The organism is Paenibacillus thermoaerophilus (genome assembly GCF_005938195.1).
GTDB classification, from domain to species: Bacteria; Bacillota; Bacilli; order Paenibacillales; family Reconciliibacillaceae; genus Paenibacillus_W; species Paenibacillus_W thermoaerophilus.
Genome location: NZ_VCQZ01000008.1, coordinates 1 through 15,689 on the forward strand (window position 1 = coordinate 1; position 15,689 = coordinate 15,689).

At 59.2% G+C, this 15,689-nt stretch carries 18 protein-coding genes and 1 other annotated feature; of the genes, 17 read left to right on the forward strand and 1 reads right to left on the reverse strand.

Features of this window, described 5'->3' with window-relative positions:
- On the reverse strand, positions 1–212 hold a 212-nt coding region (locus tag FE781_RS07230), incomplete at its 3' end, for a transposase (RefSeq protein WP_211346327.1).
- 188 nt (positions 213–400) lie between these two features.
- Between FE781_RS07230 and FE781_RS07235 the strand changes: the two genes are divergently transcribed.
- From FE781_RS07235 to obgE, 17 genes are all read left to right on the forward strand, one after another.
- Positions 401–2,056: a flagellar assembly protein A gene (locus FE781_RS07235; protein ID WP_170209448.1), complete on the forward strand. Its 1,656-nt coding sequence runs from the start codon at positions 401–403 to the stop codon at positions 2,054–2,056.
- Positions 2,057–2,073: 17 nt separating this feature from the next.
- Entirely contained in the window at positions 2,074–3,096 is a 1,023-nt protein-coding gene (locus FE781_RS07240; RefSeq protein ID WP_246068090.1) for an HD-GYP domain-containing protein, read from the forward strand.
- A 153-nt stretch (positions 3,097–3,249) separates the two neighbouring features.
- Positions 3,250–3,939, forward strand: coding sequence for a RadC family protein (gene radC / locus FE781_RS07245; RefSeq protein ID WP_138788952.1), 690 nt, complete (start codon positions 3,250–3,252; stop codon positions 3,937–3,939).
- Positions 3,940–4,029: 90 nt separating this feature from the next.
- Positions 4,030–5,070, forward strand: a complete 1,041-nt coding sequence (locus FE781_RS07250; RefSeq protein ID WP_138788953.1) for a rod shape-determining protein — start codon at positions 4,030–4,032, stop codon at positions 5,068–5,070.
- A gap of 30 nt (positions 5,071–5,100) precedes the next feature.
- On the forward strand, positions 5,101–5,973 hold the full coding sequence (gene mreC / locus FE781_RS07255) for a rod shape-determining protein MreC (protein WP_138788954.1): 873 nt from the start codon (positions 5,101–5,103) through the stop codon (positions 5,971–5,973).
- Entirely contained in the window at positions 5,970–6,509 is a 540-nt protein-coding gene (gene mreD, locus FE781_RS07260; RefSeq protein ID WP_138788955.1) for a rod shape-determining protein MreD, read from the forward strand. Before mreC ends, mreD begins: the two co-directional genes overlap by 4 nt.
- 20 nt (positions 6,510–6,529) lie before the next feature.
- Positions 6,530–7,174 (forward strand): septum site-determining protein MinC, encoded by a 645-nt coding sequence (locus tag FE781_RS07265; protein ID WP_138788956.1) that lies wholly within the window; start codon positions 6,530–6,532, stop codon positions 7,172–7,174.
- Positions 7,175–7,213: 39 nt separating this feature from the next.
- Positions 7,214–8,008, forward strand: coding sequence for a septum site-determining protein MinD (gene minD / locus FE781_RS07270; protein ID WP_138788957.1), 795 nt, complete (start codon positions 7,214–7,216; stop codon positions 8,006–8,008).
- 49 nt (positions 8,009–8,057) lie between these two features.
- Complete coding sequence (locus FE781_RS07275) at positions 8,058–9,212, forward strand: FtsW/RodA/SpoVE family cell cycle protein (protein WP_138788958.1); 1,155 nt, start codon at positions 8,058–8,060, stop codon at positions 9,210–9,212.
- A gap of 137 nt (positions 9,213–9,349) precedes the next feature.
- Positions 9,350–10,240: a M23 family metallopeptidase gene (locus FE781_RS07280; protein WP_138788959.1), complete on the forward strand. Its 891-nt coding sequence runs from the start codon at positions 9,350–9,352 to the stop codon at positions 10,238–10,240.
- On the forward strand, positions 10,233–11,123 hold the full coding sequence (locus tag FE781_RS07285; RefSeq protein ID WP_138788960.1) for a M50 family metallopeptidase: 891 nt from the start codon (positions 10,233–10,235) through the stop codon (positions 11,121–11,123). Before FE781_RS07280 ends, FE781_RS07285 begins: the two co-directional genes overlap by 8 nt.
- A 31-nt stretch (positions 11,124–11,154) precedes the next feature.
- Positions 11,155–12,402: an Rne/Rng family ribonuclease gene (locus FE781_RS07290; protein WP_138788961.1), complete on the forward strand. Its 1,248-nt coding sequence runs from the start codon at positions 11,155–11,157 to the stop codon at positions 12,400–12,402.
- A 57-nt stretch (positions 12,403–12,459) separates the two neighbouring features.
- Positions 12,460–12,547 (forward strand) — a sequence feature (ribosomal protein L21 leader region).
- 13 nt (positions 12,548–12,560) lie between these two features.
- On the forward strand, positions 12,561–12,872 hold the full coding sequence (gene rplU, locus FE781_RS07295) for a 50S ribosomal protein L21 (RefSeq protein ID WP_138788962.1): 312 nt from the start codon (positions 12,561–12,563) through the stop codon (positions 12,870–12,872).
- Positions 12,873–12,889: 17 nt separating this feature from the next.
- Entirely contained in the window at positions 12,890–13,240 is a 351-nt protein-coding gene (locus FE781_RS07300; protein ID WP_138788963.1) for a ribosomal-processing cysteine protease Prp, read from the forward strand.
- Between the two features lie 7 nt (positions 13,241–13,247).
- Positions 13,248–13,559 (forward strand): 50S ribosomal protein L27, encoded by a 312-nt coding sequence (gene rpmA, locus FE781_RS07305; RefSeq protein ID WP_138788964.1) that lies wholly within the window; start codon positions 13,248–13,250, stop codon positions 13,557–13,559.
- Positions 13,560–13,698: 139 nt separating this feature from the next.
- A complete protein-coding gene (locus tag FE781_RS07310; RefSeq protein ID WP_138788965.1) occupies positions 13,699–14,325 on the forward strand; it encodes a Spo0B domain-containing protein in 627 nt (208 codons plus the stop codon).
- A 7-nt stretch (positions 14,326–14,332) separates the two neighbouring features.
- Positions 14,333–15,643, forward strand: coding sequence for a GTPase ObgE (gene obgE, locus FE781_RS07315; protein ID WP_138788966.1), 1,311 nt, complete (start codon positions 14,333–14,335; stop codon positions 15,641–15,643).
- Positions 15,644–15,689 lie beyond the last annotated feature (46 nt).

Genomic DNA, 15,689 nt, shown 5'->3' on the forward strand with positions numbered 1-15,689 from the left:
CGGGTATGCCACTCCCGGTGCCGGTATCCGTTCCGCTGATTGGTTCTTTCGGTGTTTCGTTCATAACGCTCGGCGCCGATCTGGGCCGCTACCTCCGCCTCCATCAACGAATGAACCAGCACATTCAAGGCTTCTTTGAGAAAGTCTACATCACCATCAGAACCGGACTTGCGCAAAAGCTCCAAAAGTGACATTCTATCTATAGAAGCCACGGTTTGATCCTCCTTCTAAAGTAGAGTCGCGTCACTTTAGTAGAAATCATACCGTGGCTTCCCTTGTCAAGAAGCTCGGCGCAATTTTACACCACTACTTGAGACTATAACCGGCGGATGGCTTCATTCAAGTCGAGAACGGGAAAATCATCGTCGGCAACCCTTCCAACGGAGGGGAATTCCCGACTTTGACATCCGTTCCGCCCGTCCGCCTGTTTGTGGATGGGAAAGAAGTCGCAAACGGGACCAAAGTCTCGTCCGAAAGCGCCATCGTGTGGGAGATCGATGAGAAACCTTTGTTTGAGATATCGGTATCGGAGGATAAACTGGAAGCCTACTTGACGGTTAATCGCACGCAGCGATTTGCGTGGACCTTGAAGGATCACCCTCGCGCTTTGCATGTCGCCCTTCGCGCGGAGGAAGATCCCTCGATCATTCTGGAGACGTTGAGCCTGCAGGATATTCTTTCGGCGCTGGAGCAAATGAACATCAAAATGAATCTGGATGTGGCCGCGATCCAAACGGAGATTCTCCGGCCCTCCCGCCGAAAAGTCAAAATCGCCAAAGGCAAACCGCCCGTTCAAGGGCAAGACGCGCAGTTGGAATTGTTTTTTTCGGAAACGATCGAAAATGTCTTTACGGAGGTAAAAGGCGTTGTCGACTACCGAAATCATTTGAATATTCCGACAGTCAAAAGGGGGGACGTCATCGCCCAAAAAACGCCGCCTGTCGAAGGGCAGGCGGGGTACGACGTGTTTGGGAACGTCCTGCTTCCCAGACCGGTGAAGGACATTCTGATCGCGGGAAAAAATCAACATGTCGAGATTACGCCGGATTTCAGGGTCATCGCCAAAAAAGCGGGCAGACCCCGGGTTACGGGCAACAAAATCAAATATTTCGACGTCAACACGTCTTTTGTTGTCCCGGGTAATGTGGATTTGGAAACCGGCAATATCGTGTTTTCCGGCGACGTGATCGTGTACGGGGACGTCATGGACAACATGATTATCGAGTCCCTCGGCAACATTTACGTGGCCGGCAGCGTGTTCAACTCGACCTTGACCGCGACGGGCAGCATCGCCGTGCAAGGGAACGTCATCGGCAGCAATCTGTATTCGGGGTATTTCGGCGTCTTGTACAACCGGTTCTACAACCATTCCAAGCAATTGATCGACATCCTGGAAAAAATAGTGGAAAGCGAAAAATTGCTCCGGAACGAAATCAGCAAGAAAAACATGCAGGTGCGTTACGGCCAAGTGATGCTGCTGATTATCGAGAGCAAGTACCAGCAATTGTGGGGAATTGTGAAGGAATTGCTCGGGGTGATCGCGAGCCTGCAATCTCACAACAGCGATAAAGAAAATTTTCAGCAGATCAAGGCTTATCTGGAACTGTTCCTGCAGCCGGCCAACCTTGTCCAGACGATTACGGCTCCCAAGCTGGAAGATTTCATGCGCATTCTGAGGGAAGCCTTTATGCGGGTCGCTTTAAGCCAGGAATCGCACGTTCAGATCAGCATCTCGCAAAGCCAGAACTCGACCTTGAAATCGAACGGAGATATCCTCATCAAAAAAGAAGGCATCATTCAGTGCGAGCTCTATTCGGCGGGCAACATCATATTTTTCCTGGACAACTCGGTATGCAGAGGTTCCAAGCTGGAAGCGGGCAATACCATATCCGCGATGCACGTCGGCGGAATAACCGGGGTCGGGACGAGCCTCAAGGCCGGCAAGAAGGTGATCGTCAAAAAAATGTATGAAGGCCGAGTCATCGTCGACCGCTACAGCCTGGATATTTTCGAGCCGGTCGAAGACAAGACGTTCGATCGAAACAACTTCGTATAACGGTCTTAAGAAAGCTGGTGATTCTTATCGACAAAACATGGTTTATCGGGAGAAAGTTAACGATCAATATTTATTCCAGGCATGGCAGCTTGCTGTTGCCCAAAAACAGCATATTAAACGATCGTCATCTGGCTCTTCTGGAATCGCACGGCATCGAACTGAACAGGGAGGACACCCGGCTGGTCACGGAATTTATCGTGGAAGAGACGGTATCGGAAGCCCGGGCGATTTACGAGAAAATCCACAACCGGAAGGAGCAGCTTTCCAACAGCCGGATTCGGAGGCTGGTCGTGCCGAAGATCCGGGAGCTGTGCGCCAACCACCGTTTCTCCGATGTGATTGTGGAGCTGCGCAAAAAGGACAACTATACGTACCGACACTGTGTGGGGATTGCGGTCCTCTCGTATTTGGCGGGCAAATGGCTGGGGTTGAAGGAAGATGAACTGCAAGATTTGGCTGTCTCGGGGCTGCTGCACGATATCGGCAAAATCAAAATTCCGGATTCGATCCTGAACAAACCGGGCGGACTAAGCGCGAACGAATACGCGGTCATAAAGCTTCATACGCATTACGGATACGAAATGATTCGCGGCTTGCCCGGCACGACGGAACGGCAGGCGCTGGTTGCGCTCCAGCATCATGAGAGGGAGGACGGCAGCGGTTATCCGTTCGGGTTAACCGGCGACCGAATCGCTCCGTTCAGCAAAATCGTCGCGGTGGCCGACGTGTTCCACACGATGCTTTCCGAGCGGGTGTACAAGAAACCGGTTCCGTTGTATCAGGTGTTCCGGGAACTGTATCAACGCGCCTTTCGCCTGTTCGATCCGTCGGTGGTTCGATGCCTGATCTTCAACCTGATGAGCAAGATGATCGGGGATTCCGTTCTATTGTCGGACGGCCAAGTGGCGCGAATTATTATGCTACATCCCGACGACCTGATCAATCCGCTGGTGGAAGCCGAGGGACAGTTTTACGATTTGCGGCGGTCGGAGCTGAAAATCGTGAATTTTGTCGCGAATCCCCTGCGGAAAGCCGAATAAGGCAGCCGCCTGGATCAAAACGTGATATAATAATGGAAAGTCGACAAAACTGCAGGTTAGGCAAACTTGCAGCCTATCTCCGCCGGCGGGCGGAGACAGGCTGCTTTTATTTTTGCGGCGACATTGTCGCTTGAGGGAGAGGATGATAGAATCATGGAGTACAACGGTCTGACTCTGAGAGAAATGCCGCAGGAGGAACGGCCCCGCGAGCGTATGCTCGCCCAGGGCGCGAAGGCTTTGAGCAACGCGGAACTGCTTGCCGTGCTGTTGCGGACGGGTTCGGTCCGCGAATCGGCGGTGACGCTGGCGCAGCGCCTGCTCGCCGAAGCCGGGGGATTGCGGGGGCTGGCCGAGCGGACGACGGAAGAGCTTACGAGGCTGCGGGGCATCGGCGTCGCCAAGGCGCTGCAGGTGCAGGCCGGGATCGAGCTGGGCCGCCGTCTGTCGGCCGCCGCGAGAGAATCGGCCCCCGTGCTGCGGGCCCCGCGGGACGTCGCGGAGCTGCTGATGGAGGAGCTGCGGTTCTTGCGGCAGGAGCACTTCGTCGTGCTGTATCTGAACACGAAAAACCGCCTGATCGGCAAAGAAACGCTCTCCGTCGGCAGTCTCAACGCGACGGTTGTGCATCCCCGCGAGGTGTTCCGCTCGGCTATTTTGCGCAGCGCGGCTTCGATCATATGCGCGCACAACCACCCCAGCGGAGACCCGGAGCCGAGCCGCGAGGACGTGCTGCTGACCCGGCGTCTGGCCGAAGCGGGGGAGCTGATCGGCATCCGTCTGCTGGACCACGTGGTGATCGGAGATCACAGATTTTCCAGTTTGAAGGAGCAAGGCCATCTGTAATATAATAAAGGAATGCAGGTCAAAGAAGTAGAAAACAAACACAAGTCCGGAATACGGGTGGGTATAGAATAGGAAGGAGATTTGGGTTTTATGGCAGCTTTTGGAGGATTCACCAAGGATCTCGGCATCGATCTCGGTACGGCGAATACGCTCGTTTATATCAAAGGAAAAGGAATCGTCGTGCGGGAGCCGTCCGTCGTGGCGATGCGCACCGATACGAAAACGATTGAGGCGGTCGGCGAATCCGCCAAAAGGATGATCGGGCGCACCCCCGGCAACATTCGCGCCGTCCGCCCGATGAAGGACGGCGTCATCGCGGATTTCGACACGACCGCGACGATGATCCATTATTTCATCAACCAGGCGCAGAAGAAAAGGGTATTGTTCGGCCGCAAGCCCAATGTGATGGTGTGCGTGCCTTCCGGCATCACTGCGGTCGAGAAGCGGGCCGTCGAAGACGCCACGAGGCAAGCGGGAGCGAGGGAAGCGTTTACGATCGAGGAGCCGTTCGCCGCGGCGATCGGAGCGGATTTGCCCGTATGGGAACCGACCGGCAGCATGGTGGTCGATATCGGCGGCGGCACGACGGAGGTGGCCGTCATCTCCCTGGGCGGCATCGTCACCAGCAAGTCCATCCGCGTCGCCGGTGACGAGATGGACGAAGCGATCGTGCAATACATCAAGCGCACGTACAATCTGCTGATCGGGGAGCGCACGGCGGAGCAACTGAAGATGGACATCGGCTCCGCGCTGCCGATGGACCCGCCGGCGAAGATGGAAATTCGCGGACGGGATCTCGTAACGGGATTGCCGAAGACGATCGCCGTAACCTCCGACGAGGTGACGGAGGCTCTCGCAGATACGGTGGGCAGCATCGTCGAGGCGGTCAAGGTGACGCTGGAGAAATGTCCGCCCGAGCTGGCGGCCGATATTATGGACCGCGGCATCGTGCTGACCGGCGGCGGAGCGCTCCTCCGCAACCTGGACAAGCTGCTCGCCAGCGAGACAGGAATGCCGGTGCTGGTCGCGGACCAGCCGCTCGACTGCGTGGCCATCGGTACGGGGCGCGCGCTCGACAATATCCATCTGTTCATGCAGAAGCCCGGCGCGGCCCGCGGCAAGCGCGGATAAGGCGGAGCCGGTGGCAGGTGTATTCCGTTGTTGAGATGGTTCGGTAACAAGCGGCTGCTGGTGCTGTTGTTTATCCTTATTTTTTTCGTGACGTTAATTGGGCTTACGGTCGGCAAGCGGGAGAAGACGACCTTCCCCGAGATGCTGCTGAAGGACTCCATATCCTGGATTCAAGGTCTGCTCTACCGGCCGGCCGCGGCTGTTTCCGCTTTTTTCGGGGACATTCGGTCGATCTTCACCGTTTACGAGGAGAATCGGGCTTTAAAGGAAACGTTGTTCTACTACATCAAGGACACGCAGCGCCTCAACGATCTGGAGGCGGAGAACGCCCGGCTGAAGGAAGCGCTCCGCTTCACGGAAGAACAGAAAAATATGAACCGGTACGTCTGGCGCATCGCCCACGTCATCGCGGAGAGTCCGGATTCCCTCAACCATACCATCGTGATCGATCTCGGCTCGGGAGACGGCATCCGCGAGAATATGGCGGTCGCGACGACGGACGGGCTGATCGGGCGCGTATCTCGCGTGACGCCTTTCCATTCCAATGTACAGCTCATTACGGATATGAGCGAACGGTCCTCCACCAGCAAGTCGATCGCCGTGACGATCAAAGGCAAGGAGCAATCTTCCTTCGGAATACTCGACCAGTACGATCCGGTTACGGGTCTGCTTACGATGAGCAAGATCGATCCGTACGACCATGAGTTGCAAAAAGGCGATATCGTCGTGACTTCGGGAGTGGGCGGGTTGTTCCCGGCCGGCTTGGTGGTCGGCGAAGTGGTGTCGCGGGAAAGCGGCGTCATGGGGATCACCGATATGGCCAAGGTGAAGCCGAAAGCGCGATTTCACAACTTCCGCGAAGTGTTCGTCATAGAAGTGCCGCCGCAGGAGGGGCAGCCATGAACAAATGGATCGTCGGCGCGATGATGCTGCTGTTTATGTGCGAAGGCACGCTGGCGGTCTGGCTCGTCCCCGCCCGGTGGCAGTCGGACGGCAGCGCCTCGCCGATGCTTGTGATGGTCGGCGTGCTGTTTCTCGCCCTGTACGCCCACCGTTATTCGGCTATCGTATACGGGCTCGCCTTCGGCTTGCTTCAGGATATCGTCTACTACGGTCATGCGCTGGGCGTCCATTCGTTTGCGATGGGGATCACCGGGTATTTCATCGGCGTCCTGTTCCGTCCGGTTCAGCCGGGGCTCGTCTCGACGCTGCTCGCGATGTTGACGGGCTGCAGCCTGTACAGGCTGATCGTATACGGTTTGTACCGATATATGCTCACGACGACGGAAGCGCCTTTTCTGTGGGCGTTGACGAGACAAATGGTGCCGGACATCCTCATGAGTCTGCTGTTCGCCTTGGCGGTTTACGTTCCCGTGCGGCGGTTTTTGGATTCCCCGCGGGGGAACCGGATGGACGCGGACGAGCGTATGGCCGGTTGACGGAAAAGGGAGGAACAACGATGGCTGCGGTTCGGCATCATGTCACGATCAAGGGAGTCAAGGACGGGCTCGTGTTTCTCATGAACGAGCATTGCGAGTTCAACGCGCTGCTGGAAGAATTGGAGACCAAATTGTCCAAGACGCATCATAAACTGCTTTCGGGACCTCTCGTTCACGTGCATGTCAAGTTCGGCAAACGCAAAGTGAAGGAAGCCGACAAAGACAAAGTGCTAGAGCTGATTCGCAGGCAAGGCAACCTCATGGTGAAGACGGTCGAATTCGAACCGGCCGAACTTCCGGATCGAAACCGTCTGCTGACGCTGCGGGGGATGATCCGTTCCGGTCAGACGATCGAAGAAACAGGGAGCGTCTTGTTTCTGGGAGATATCAACCCGGGCGGGACGCTGCGGGCAACCGGAGACATCTACGTGCTGGGAGCGCTCCGGGGAACGGCGCACGCCGGGTCGGACGGGGACGAGACGGCCGTTATCGCCGCCTCGTACATGCAGCCGACTCAGCTCCGGATCGCGGAAGTGGTCAGCCGTCCGCCGGACGAATGGGGCGTCACGGATACATACATGGAATTCGCTTACGTAAAGGACGGCCGGATGGAGATCGACAAAATGAGTCAACTGCATCGGATTCGTCCGAAAAATCCGTTTTAAACCGTCGGATTCGTTTTTCGGAACAGGGGGAGTGGAAACATGGGAGAAGCGATTGTCGTTACATCCGGCAAAGGCGGCGTAGGCAAAACGACGACGACGGCGAACTTGGGTACGGCGCTGGCGCTGCTGGGCAAAAAGGTGTGCCTGGTCGATACGGACATCGGCCTGCGCAACCTGGACGTGGTCATGGGGCTGGAAAACCGGATTATTTACGATCTCGTCGATGTCGTGGAGGGCCGTTGCCGGCTTAATCAAGCGCTGATCAAGGATAAGCGCTTCGACGAGCTGTACCTGCTCCCGGCGGCGCAGACGAAAGACAAGCATGCCGTGTCTCCCCAGCAGGTCAAGGAGCTGGTGCAGCAGTTGAAGCCGGATTTCGATTACGTGGTGATCGATTGTCCCGCGGGCATCGAGCAAGGCTTCCGGAACGCGATTGCGGGAGCCGACCGGGCCATCGTCGTGACGACGGCCGAGGCGGCCGCGGTGCGTGACGCCGACCGCGTGATCGGTCTGCTGGAGAAGGAGAACTTCGAGCCGCCGAAGCTGATCGTCAACCGGATTCGTCCAGGGATGCTCAAGCGCGGCGAGATGCTCGACATCGACGAGATCTGCCAAGTGCTGGCGATCGATCTGCTGGGCATCGTGCCGGACGACGAGCATGTGATCAAAGCGTCCAACAGCGGAGAACCGACTGTTGTGAATCCGAATTCGAAGGCATCGCTCGCTTACCGCAATATCGCCCGCCGGATGCTCGGCGATTCCGTGCCGCTTATGCCGCTGGACGAGAAGCCGGGCATGCTGCAGCGGGTCAAGAAGCTGTTCGGCATCGGCTGACGAGAGGCGGCCTTGCGGCAGCATCCGCAATAGAACAGGATGATGGCCCTTGCTGGAAAAAATCAAAAAAATCGATCCGTTGATCGTGCTTCTGCTCGTCGGGATGATGATCTTCAGCACGTTGTGCATATACAGCGCGACCATTCATACGAAATACGAAGGCACGCATATCAGCAATTTGCGGAACTACGCGATCGGCTTCGTCTGTTTTTTTGCGATGGCGTTGTTCGATTACCGCATCCTGATGCGCATCTCCTGGTATTTGTACGGCGTTTGCATCCTGCTGCTGGCCGGCATCTTCAAATTCGGCAGCGAGCTCAACGGAGCCGTCGGCTGGTACAAACTGCCGATGGGCTTCAGCTTTCAGCCCGCCGAGCTGGCCAAATTCGCGCTTGTCATCGTCTTGACGTCGTTCCTGTACCGCCGCCGGGGGGAGTATTTGTCCTTGGGCCGGGACGTCATTCCGATCGGGTTGATCGTGCTCCTGCCGTTTACGCTGGTGCTCGTGCAGCCCGACCTCGGAAACGCGATGATTTATCTGGTCATCATGACGGCGATGCTGTGGATCGGCAATATCCGGGGGTTGCAGGCGCTTATTGCGGCGGCCGTGATCGGGGCGGCCGGTTTTCTGTTTATCTCCACGTTTGACAACATGAAAGACGCGTACGCCAATTTTTTGCAGGAGACGATCGGCAAAGGCCACTGGGTGACGAGAATCGCGACGTTTTTGAACCCGGATGCCGCCAGCGAGAGCGAATCGTACCACGTCAACAACGTATACCGGGCCATCGGATCGGGACAATTGACGGGCGAAGGATTTCTCTCCGGCACTTCGGTGCACAAGGATTTTATTCCTTACGTCTACGCCGATTCCATCGTGGTTCTGGTCGGCGAGGAATTCGGTTTCGTCGGCATGTCCCTGATGCTGCTCGCCTATTTCCTGCTGATCTACCGGATGGTGCTGATCGCCATTCAGAGTTACGATCTGCGCGGCGCTTACATGACGGTCGGAATCGTCTCCCTGCTCGTGTTTCAAATTTTCCTGAACGTGGCGATGCATTTGAAGATGATGCCGTTCACCGGAATTACGCTGCCGTTCATCAGCTATGGGGGCACTTCCCTGCTGATCAATATGGCGAGCTTGGGCATGGTTGTCAGCGTGCGCATTCACCAGGAAAAACCGCTGCCCTACGCAACGGAGTAAGCTCAACGGTTATAACCTCCAACACGATCCGAACGGTTTGGAGGTTTTTGTGTTTGGCTGCAACTTGAAGGTCCTTCCTTTCCTGCATGTCCGGCCGACGCTCGTCATAGGATGGTAACGAAGGAGGGACGAGCGTCATGCGCAATCGAATGGACGACCCGGAATGGGTATGGAAGCAGAGGCAGAAGGAATGGGAGCGCCATGACGGCTCCTGGACGTCCGCCTTTGGTCCGTCCGTGCCGGACGGGAGCTTCGCGGGGAACCGGCGGGCCGCCGGTCCGTCGGAACCGGCCGAATCCGCGTCGGGGTTCGAAGCGGATCTGCCCGGCCTGCCTTCGGGGCGGGCCGGAGAACGGCTTTCGCCGCTTCGGGAGGGGGAAACTCGGCAGCCCGGGCATCCGCCGAACGCGGGACTGTCCCCTTGGTTCAAGCGTTTCTTGCGGCGCACGATCGTCGCCGGCATCGTGTTCGCCGCGCTCGCCGGCTTGTCCAGGCTGGATCAGCCTTGGGCGGGACCGGTGCGCGCGGGGGTGTTTTATCTATTGACGGACGAATGGCGCACGGAATCGCTGGCCGCTTGGTACGAACGCGCCTTCGAGGGCGCGCCGGCCTGGCTGCCGGCGTACATGCCGGAGCGGGACGACGCCGTCAAGGCCGACGCCAGACCGCTTCAGCCGCTGCGCCCGCCGCTTGAGCATTACCGCGTGAGCCGGGCTTACGACGCCAAGACGGGATTTGTGACGCTGCAGGCGTCGGTTCCGGCGGCTGCCGTGAGGGCGATCGATACCGGCTTCGTGCTGGAGACGGGCGTGTCCCGCAACGGCGGTTTTCTGGTGAAGATTCAGCATCGAAACGGGTACGTGTCGACATACGAAGGTCTGGGGACGGTCGCCGTGCGGCGGTCCGACTGGGTGCGGGAGGGCGATCCGCTGGGGAAGCTGGCCGATTCGGCGTCGCCCGAGCTTCGCTGGTCGGTGGCCAAGGACGGGCGCCCGGTCAACCCGAGGAACGTGGTGCCGCTTGGTTAACATCAGCGGCGTTGCGTTCCGGGTGCATCCCTTGTTTGTGCTGGTCATGGCGCTTGCGGTCGCGACGGGCAACTGGCTGGAGATCGTGACGCTGTTCGGCATCGTGCTGATCCACGAGCTCGGCCATCTGGCGGCTGCGCTTCGGATGGGCTGGCCGGTGCGTGAGGTTCAACTGCTTCCGTTCGGGGGCGTGCTGGTGACGGACGAGTCCGGCCGGTCGACCGCGAAGGAGGAGATTGCGGTTGCCATTGCCGGCCCGCTTCAGCACGTATGGCTGATCGGAGCCGCTTATTTGTTCGGCTGGCTGGGCTGGTGGCCGGCCGATTGGACGGCTTATTTCATCTCGGCCAACGCGGGCATCGCGCTGTTCAACCTGCTGCCCGTGTTGCCGCTGGACGGCGGCCGCATCGTGATGGCCGTCGCGACCCGCTGGATTCCGTATTACCGCGCGGTTCGGATTGGAGCCTGGATCGGACTCGCCGTCAGCGCGGCCTACGTCGCCGCGGCCGTCGGCATGCCCTGGCAGGCGGGCCATTCGGGCATCCGGCTGAACTTGCTGATGATCGGTCTCTTTTTGTTCGCCTCCAACTGGCAGAGCTGGAAGCATGCCGGCATCCAGTTTCTTCGCTTTTTGATGCATCGGGAGCAGCGCTCGGCCCGTCTCGTGGACCGGACGGCGCTGGCCCAGCCGATCGTCGCGCGCGGCGGGCGCACCGTCTCCGACGTTGTGAAGCTGTTCGTCCGGGACCGTTACCACCTCATATACGTGCTGGACCCGCTCGGCCGCGTCTCGGCCGTGCTGCCGGAGTCGCGGCTGTTGGAGGCGATGCTGGCCGAAAGACGTGGGAATTGTGCCCTGTCGGACCTTTTCGTGGTAAAATAGCAGAAAGCGACAGAACAGTGGAGGACCGTACGTGAGACATCTTTATGTATCGGATCTCGACGGCCGGACCGAAACGGTGGTCGTCGAAGATCACAAGCTTGTCGAATATTATGTGGAGCCCGCGCAGAAATGCCAACTCGCCGGGAGCGTCTGCCTCGGCAAGGTGACGGACGTGCTGCCCGGCCTGCAGGCCGCGTTCGTTCGCATCGGCCTGGAGAAAAATGCGTATTTGTCGCTGGATGACCTGCTTCCGCCGCATCCGGACCGCCAGCCGAAGCCCAAGCCGCGCATCGAGCAGTTGGTCAAGCCCGGCGACGAGCTGATCGTGCAGATCGTGAAGGAACCGATCGGCACGAAAGGGGCCAAAGTGACGACCAATCTGTCTTTTCCCGGCCGCTGGCTGGTGTACATGCCCGATGCGGGTTATACGGCCGTGTCCCGCAAGATCTCCTCGCCCGAGGAGCACCGGCGGCTCGTGGATATTGGCGACCAGATCCGGGAGCCGGACGAAGGGCTCATCTTCCGGACGCTGGCCGACGGCCAATCCGAGTGGGCGTTCCGGGAAGATCTGGACCGGCTGCGCCGGCAGTGGCGCGATATTCGGCGGAAGAGCGAGCAGGCGGAAGCGCCGGCTTGGCTCTACCGCGAGAGAGACGCGGCCGACCGGGTCGTGCGCGATTTGTTCGCTTCCGCGGAGGACCGGCTGACCGTCAACAGCAAGGAACGGGCGGCGACCTGGCGCGAATGGGCGAAGCGGATGCAGCCCGGCATGGAGCGCGGGATCGAGCTGGTCGAACCCGGCGTCGATCTGCTGGAGATGGCGGGACTGCGCCGGGAGCTGGACCGGCTGATGCGGCCGAAGGTATGGCTCGACTGCGGCGGCTATCTCGTCGTGGACCGGACCGAAGCGATGACGGTCGTCGATGTCAACACCGGCAAATTCACCGCGGCGGCCGATCTGGAGCATGCCGCGCTGGCGGTGAATCTGGAAGCCGCGGAGATGATCGCCCGGTTGATGCGGCTCCGGGATCTGGGCGGAATCATTCTGGTGGACTTCATCGACATGGAGGAGGAGAGCCATCGCCGCCAGGTGGCGGACAAGCTTCAGACCGCGCTTCGCCGCGACCGCACCCGCGTCCACGCGCTCGGATGGACGAGGCTCGGCCTGATGGAGCTGACCCGGAAAAAAGTGAGAGAGACGGCGACGGACCCCGCTCGCGTCTACTGCTCCGCCTGCGGCGGCTCCGGGCTTGCGGCGACTCCGCCGATTTTCGGATAATCGGGGGTTGCAAAATAACGTCCAAGTATGCTAAAATGACGTGGTATGTCGCTGGGCGGCATGCTGCAACCGCACTGGCCGGGTACACAAGAGGCCGCCGTTTCCGGCGTCCCACCTAGCGTCCCAGGCGAGTCTGAGACATGAGGAGGTGCTTAGCAATGTACGCAATCATCGAAACCGGCGGCAAGCAATACCGCGTTCAAGAAGGCGACGTCATCTACGTCGAGAAGCTGAACGCGAGCGAAGGCGAAGTCGTAACGTTCGACCGCGTTCTGGCCGTATCCAAAGGCGAAGGTCTGGTGACCGGCGCTCCGACGGTAGCAGGCGCGACGGTAACGGGCAAAGTCGAGAAGCAAGGCAAAGGCAAGAAGATTATCGTCTTCAAGTACAAGCCGAAAAAGAACTATCACAGAAAACAAGGCCATCGTCAACCGTACACGAAGATCGTCATCGAGAAAATCCAAGGTTAATCCGCGGTGATTCGAAGATGATCCGAGTGAAATTGGAACGTCGCGCCTCTGACGGGGCCATCGTCCGTTATCGCGTGACGGGACATGCGGAGTACGACGTTTCCGGCAAGGATATCGTCTGCGCGGCCGTATCGGCGGTTTCGGTGGGCACCGTGAACGCTGTCGAGGCGTTGACCGGCGTCCGGCTGAAAGCGTCCATGCGGCATGGCGATCTCGATGTGGCGATTCCGGACGAACTGCCGCAGGATGCGGCCGACAAGGTGCAACTGTTGCTTTCGTCCATGCTGGTGATGCTGCAATCGATTGAAGAATCGTACGGCAAGTATATCACGATAAATGATTCGACCATCATGAACAGAAGGAGGTAGACACGAAATGTTGAAGCTTGATCTTCAACTGTTCGCGTCCAAGAAGGGCGTAGGCTCCACGAAAAACGGACGCGACAGCCACTCGAAGCGTCTGGGCGCGAAAGCCGCGGACGGTCAAACCGTAACCGCCGGCAGCATCCTGTATCGCCAACGCGGCACGAAGATTCATCCAGGCACGAACGTCGGCATCGGTTCCGACGATACGCTGTTCGCGAAGATCGAAGGCGTCGTGAGATTCGAACGTTGGGGACGCGATCGCAAAAAAGTCAGCGTCTACCCGGTAGAAGTGGCTCCGGTAGCGGCAACTTCCGAACGGTAATCGACATAGGAGAGCCTCGGCGTACCCTGGCGTGCGCCGGGGCTTTTTTACAGATCGGGAAGTAATCGGCGAGAGTTCCGCCGCCGGGTATAGGCAGCCGGCCGGCAGGGGAACGTTAGCAGTAAACGGGGACGATGCGATGGACGCGTGGAGAACGGATCGGGCGGAATCCGATGAAACTCGGGACAAGTTGTACCGACTCATGGCGGAGTGGTCGCAGCACGTGCGGCATGACCGGCTGAACGATATTCAAGTGCTGCTCGGGTACATCCGGCTTGGCAAGCCGGACCGGCTGGCCGGATATATCGATGCGATGAAGCGGGAGCTGGAACGCGAGAGCCGCTTGGCGAAGCTCGGCGTGCCGGAGCTGGTTGTCTTTTTGCTGACGTGCCCCATGCGCTGGAGGCACCTGAAGGTCGATCTGCAGACAGGCGAGCCGGGGCGCGGCGACGTGCGGCTGGACCGGCTGCCGGAGACGGGCCGAAGGGTTACCCGGATCGTCTGCGACGCCGTTTCTTTGATCGCGGAGAGCGCTCCGCCGTCCGACGGCGACGTGCTGCGGGTCGAGATCGGCCTGAGAGCCGAGGACAACGAGCTGCGCTTGCGGATTGAAACCGAAGGACCGCTCCCTTCGGGCGGAATTGCGGAAGGACTGGAATCGATCATGGGTCGAACGCTGACCGGCGGAGACAACTGGACATATACATTCGGCGACAATCGCGCAGCTTTGGATATCCGGCTGCATCGCGATGAGCCGGCGAGGTGATGGCGGCATGTTTGTAGACAAGGCCAAAATATACGTAAAAGCGGGAGACGGCGGAGACGGACAAGTATCGTACCGGCGGGAAAAATACGTCGAATTCGGCGGCCCGTGGGGCGGCGACGGCGGACACGGCGGCGACGTCATCTTTCGCGTCGACGAAGGGCTTCGCACGCTGGTCGATTTCAAATACCAAAAGCACTTTAAAGCGAAAAAAGGCGAAAACGGACGGACGCAAGCGATGCGCGGCGCGGATGCCGAGGATCTGATCGTACGTGTGCCTCCGGGCACGGTCGTTATCGACGACGACACGAAGGAGATTATCGCCGACTTGACGCGCCACGGCCAGGAGGTTGTCGTGGCCAAGGGCGGCCGGGGCGGACGCGGCAACATGCGCTTCGCATCGCCCGCCAACCCGGCGCCCGCGATTGCGGAGAACGGCGAGGAAGGCCAGGAGCGGTGGGTCGTGCTGGAGCTGAAGGTGCTGGCCGATGTCGGGCTCGTCGGTTTTCCGAGCGTCGGCAAATCGACGCTGATCAGCGTCGTGTCCGCGGCGCGTCCGAAGATCGCGGCGTACCACTTCACGACGCTGACGCCGAACCTCGGCGTCGTCGACGCGGGGGACGGCCGGAGCTTCGTGATGGCGGATCTGCCGGGGCTGATCGAGGGGGCGCACGAGGGCGTCGGACTCGGTCACGAGTTTCTCCGGCATGTCGAGCGGACCCGGGTGATCCTGCATGTCGTGGACATGGCCGCGACCGAAGGCCGGGACCCGTACGAGGACTGGCTGACCATCAACAAGGAGCTTGCGCTGTACAGCGAAAAGCTGATCGAGCGCCCGCAGATCATCGTCGCGAACAAGATGGATATGCCGGGGGCGGAGGAGCATCTGGCTTCATTCCGGGAGCGGCTGAATGCGGAATACGGCGACCGCGGCTACGAAATATTCCCGATCTCGGCGATCGCCCGGAAGGGCGTGCAGCAGGTCGTGTACCGGCTCGCGGATCTGCTCGATCAAATCCCGGAGACGCCTCTGGTCGAGGAAGTCGCCGAGAAAGAGGAGCGCAAAGTATTCCGGCTGGAGGACAACCGAGAGAGCGCGTCGTTTACGATTCGGCGGGAAAACAACAACTTCTACGTCGAAGGCGAAGAGCTGGAGAAGCTGGTCAAACGCACCAAGCTGAACAGCCACGACGCTTTTGTCCGCTTCGGCAAAATCCTTCGTTCGATGGGCGTCGAGAAGGAGCTTCGCAGAAAAGGCGCAAAAGACGGCCATATGGTGTACATCGGCGACTTCGAGTTCGAGTTTGTCGAGCAGGAGTAGCCGGCGATGGGACGGAACCAGTTTCGGATCAATTAAAACGGCGCGC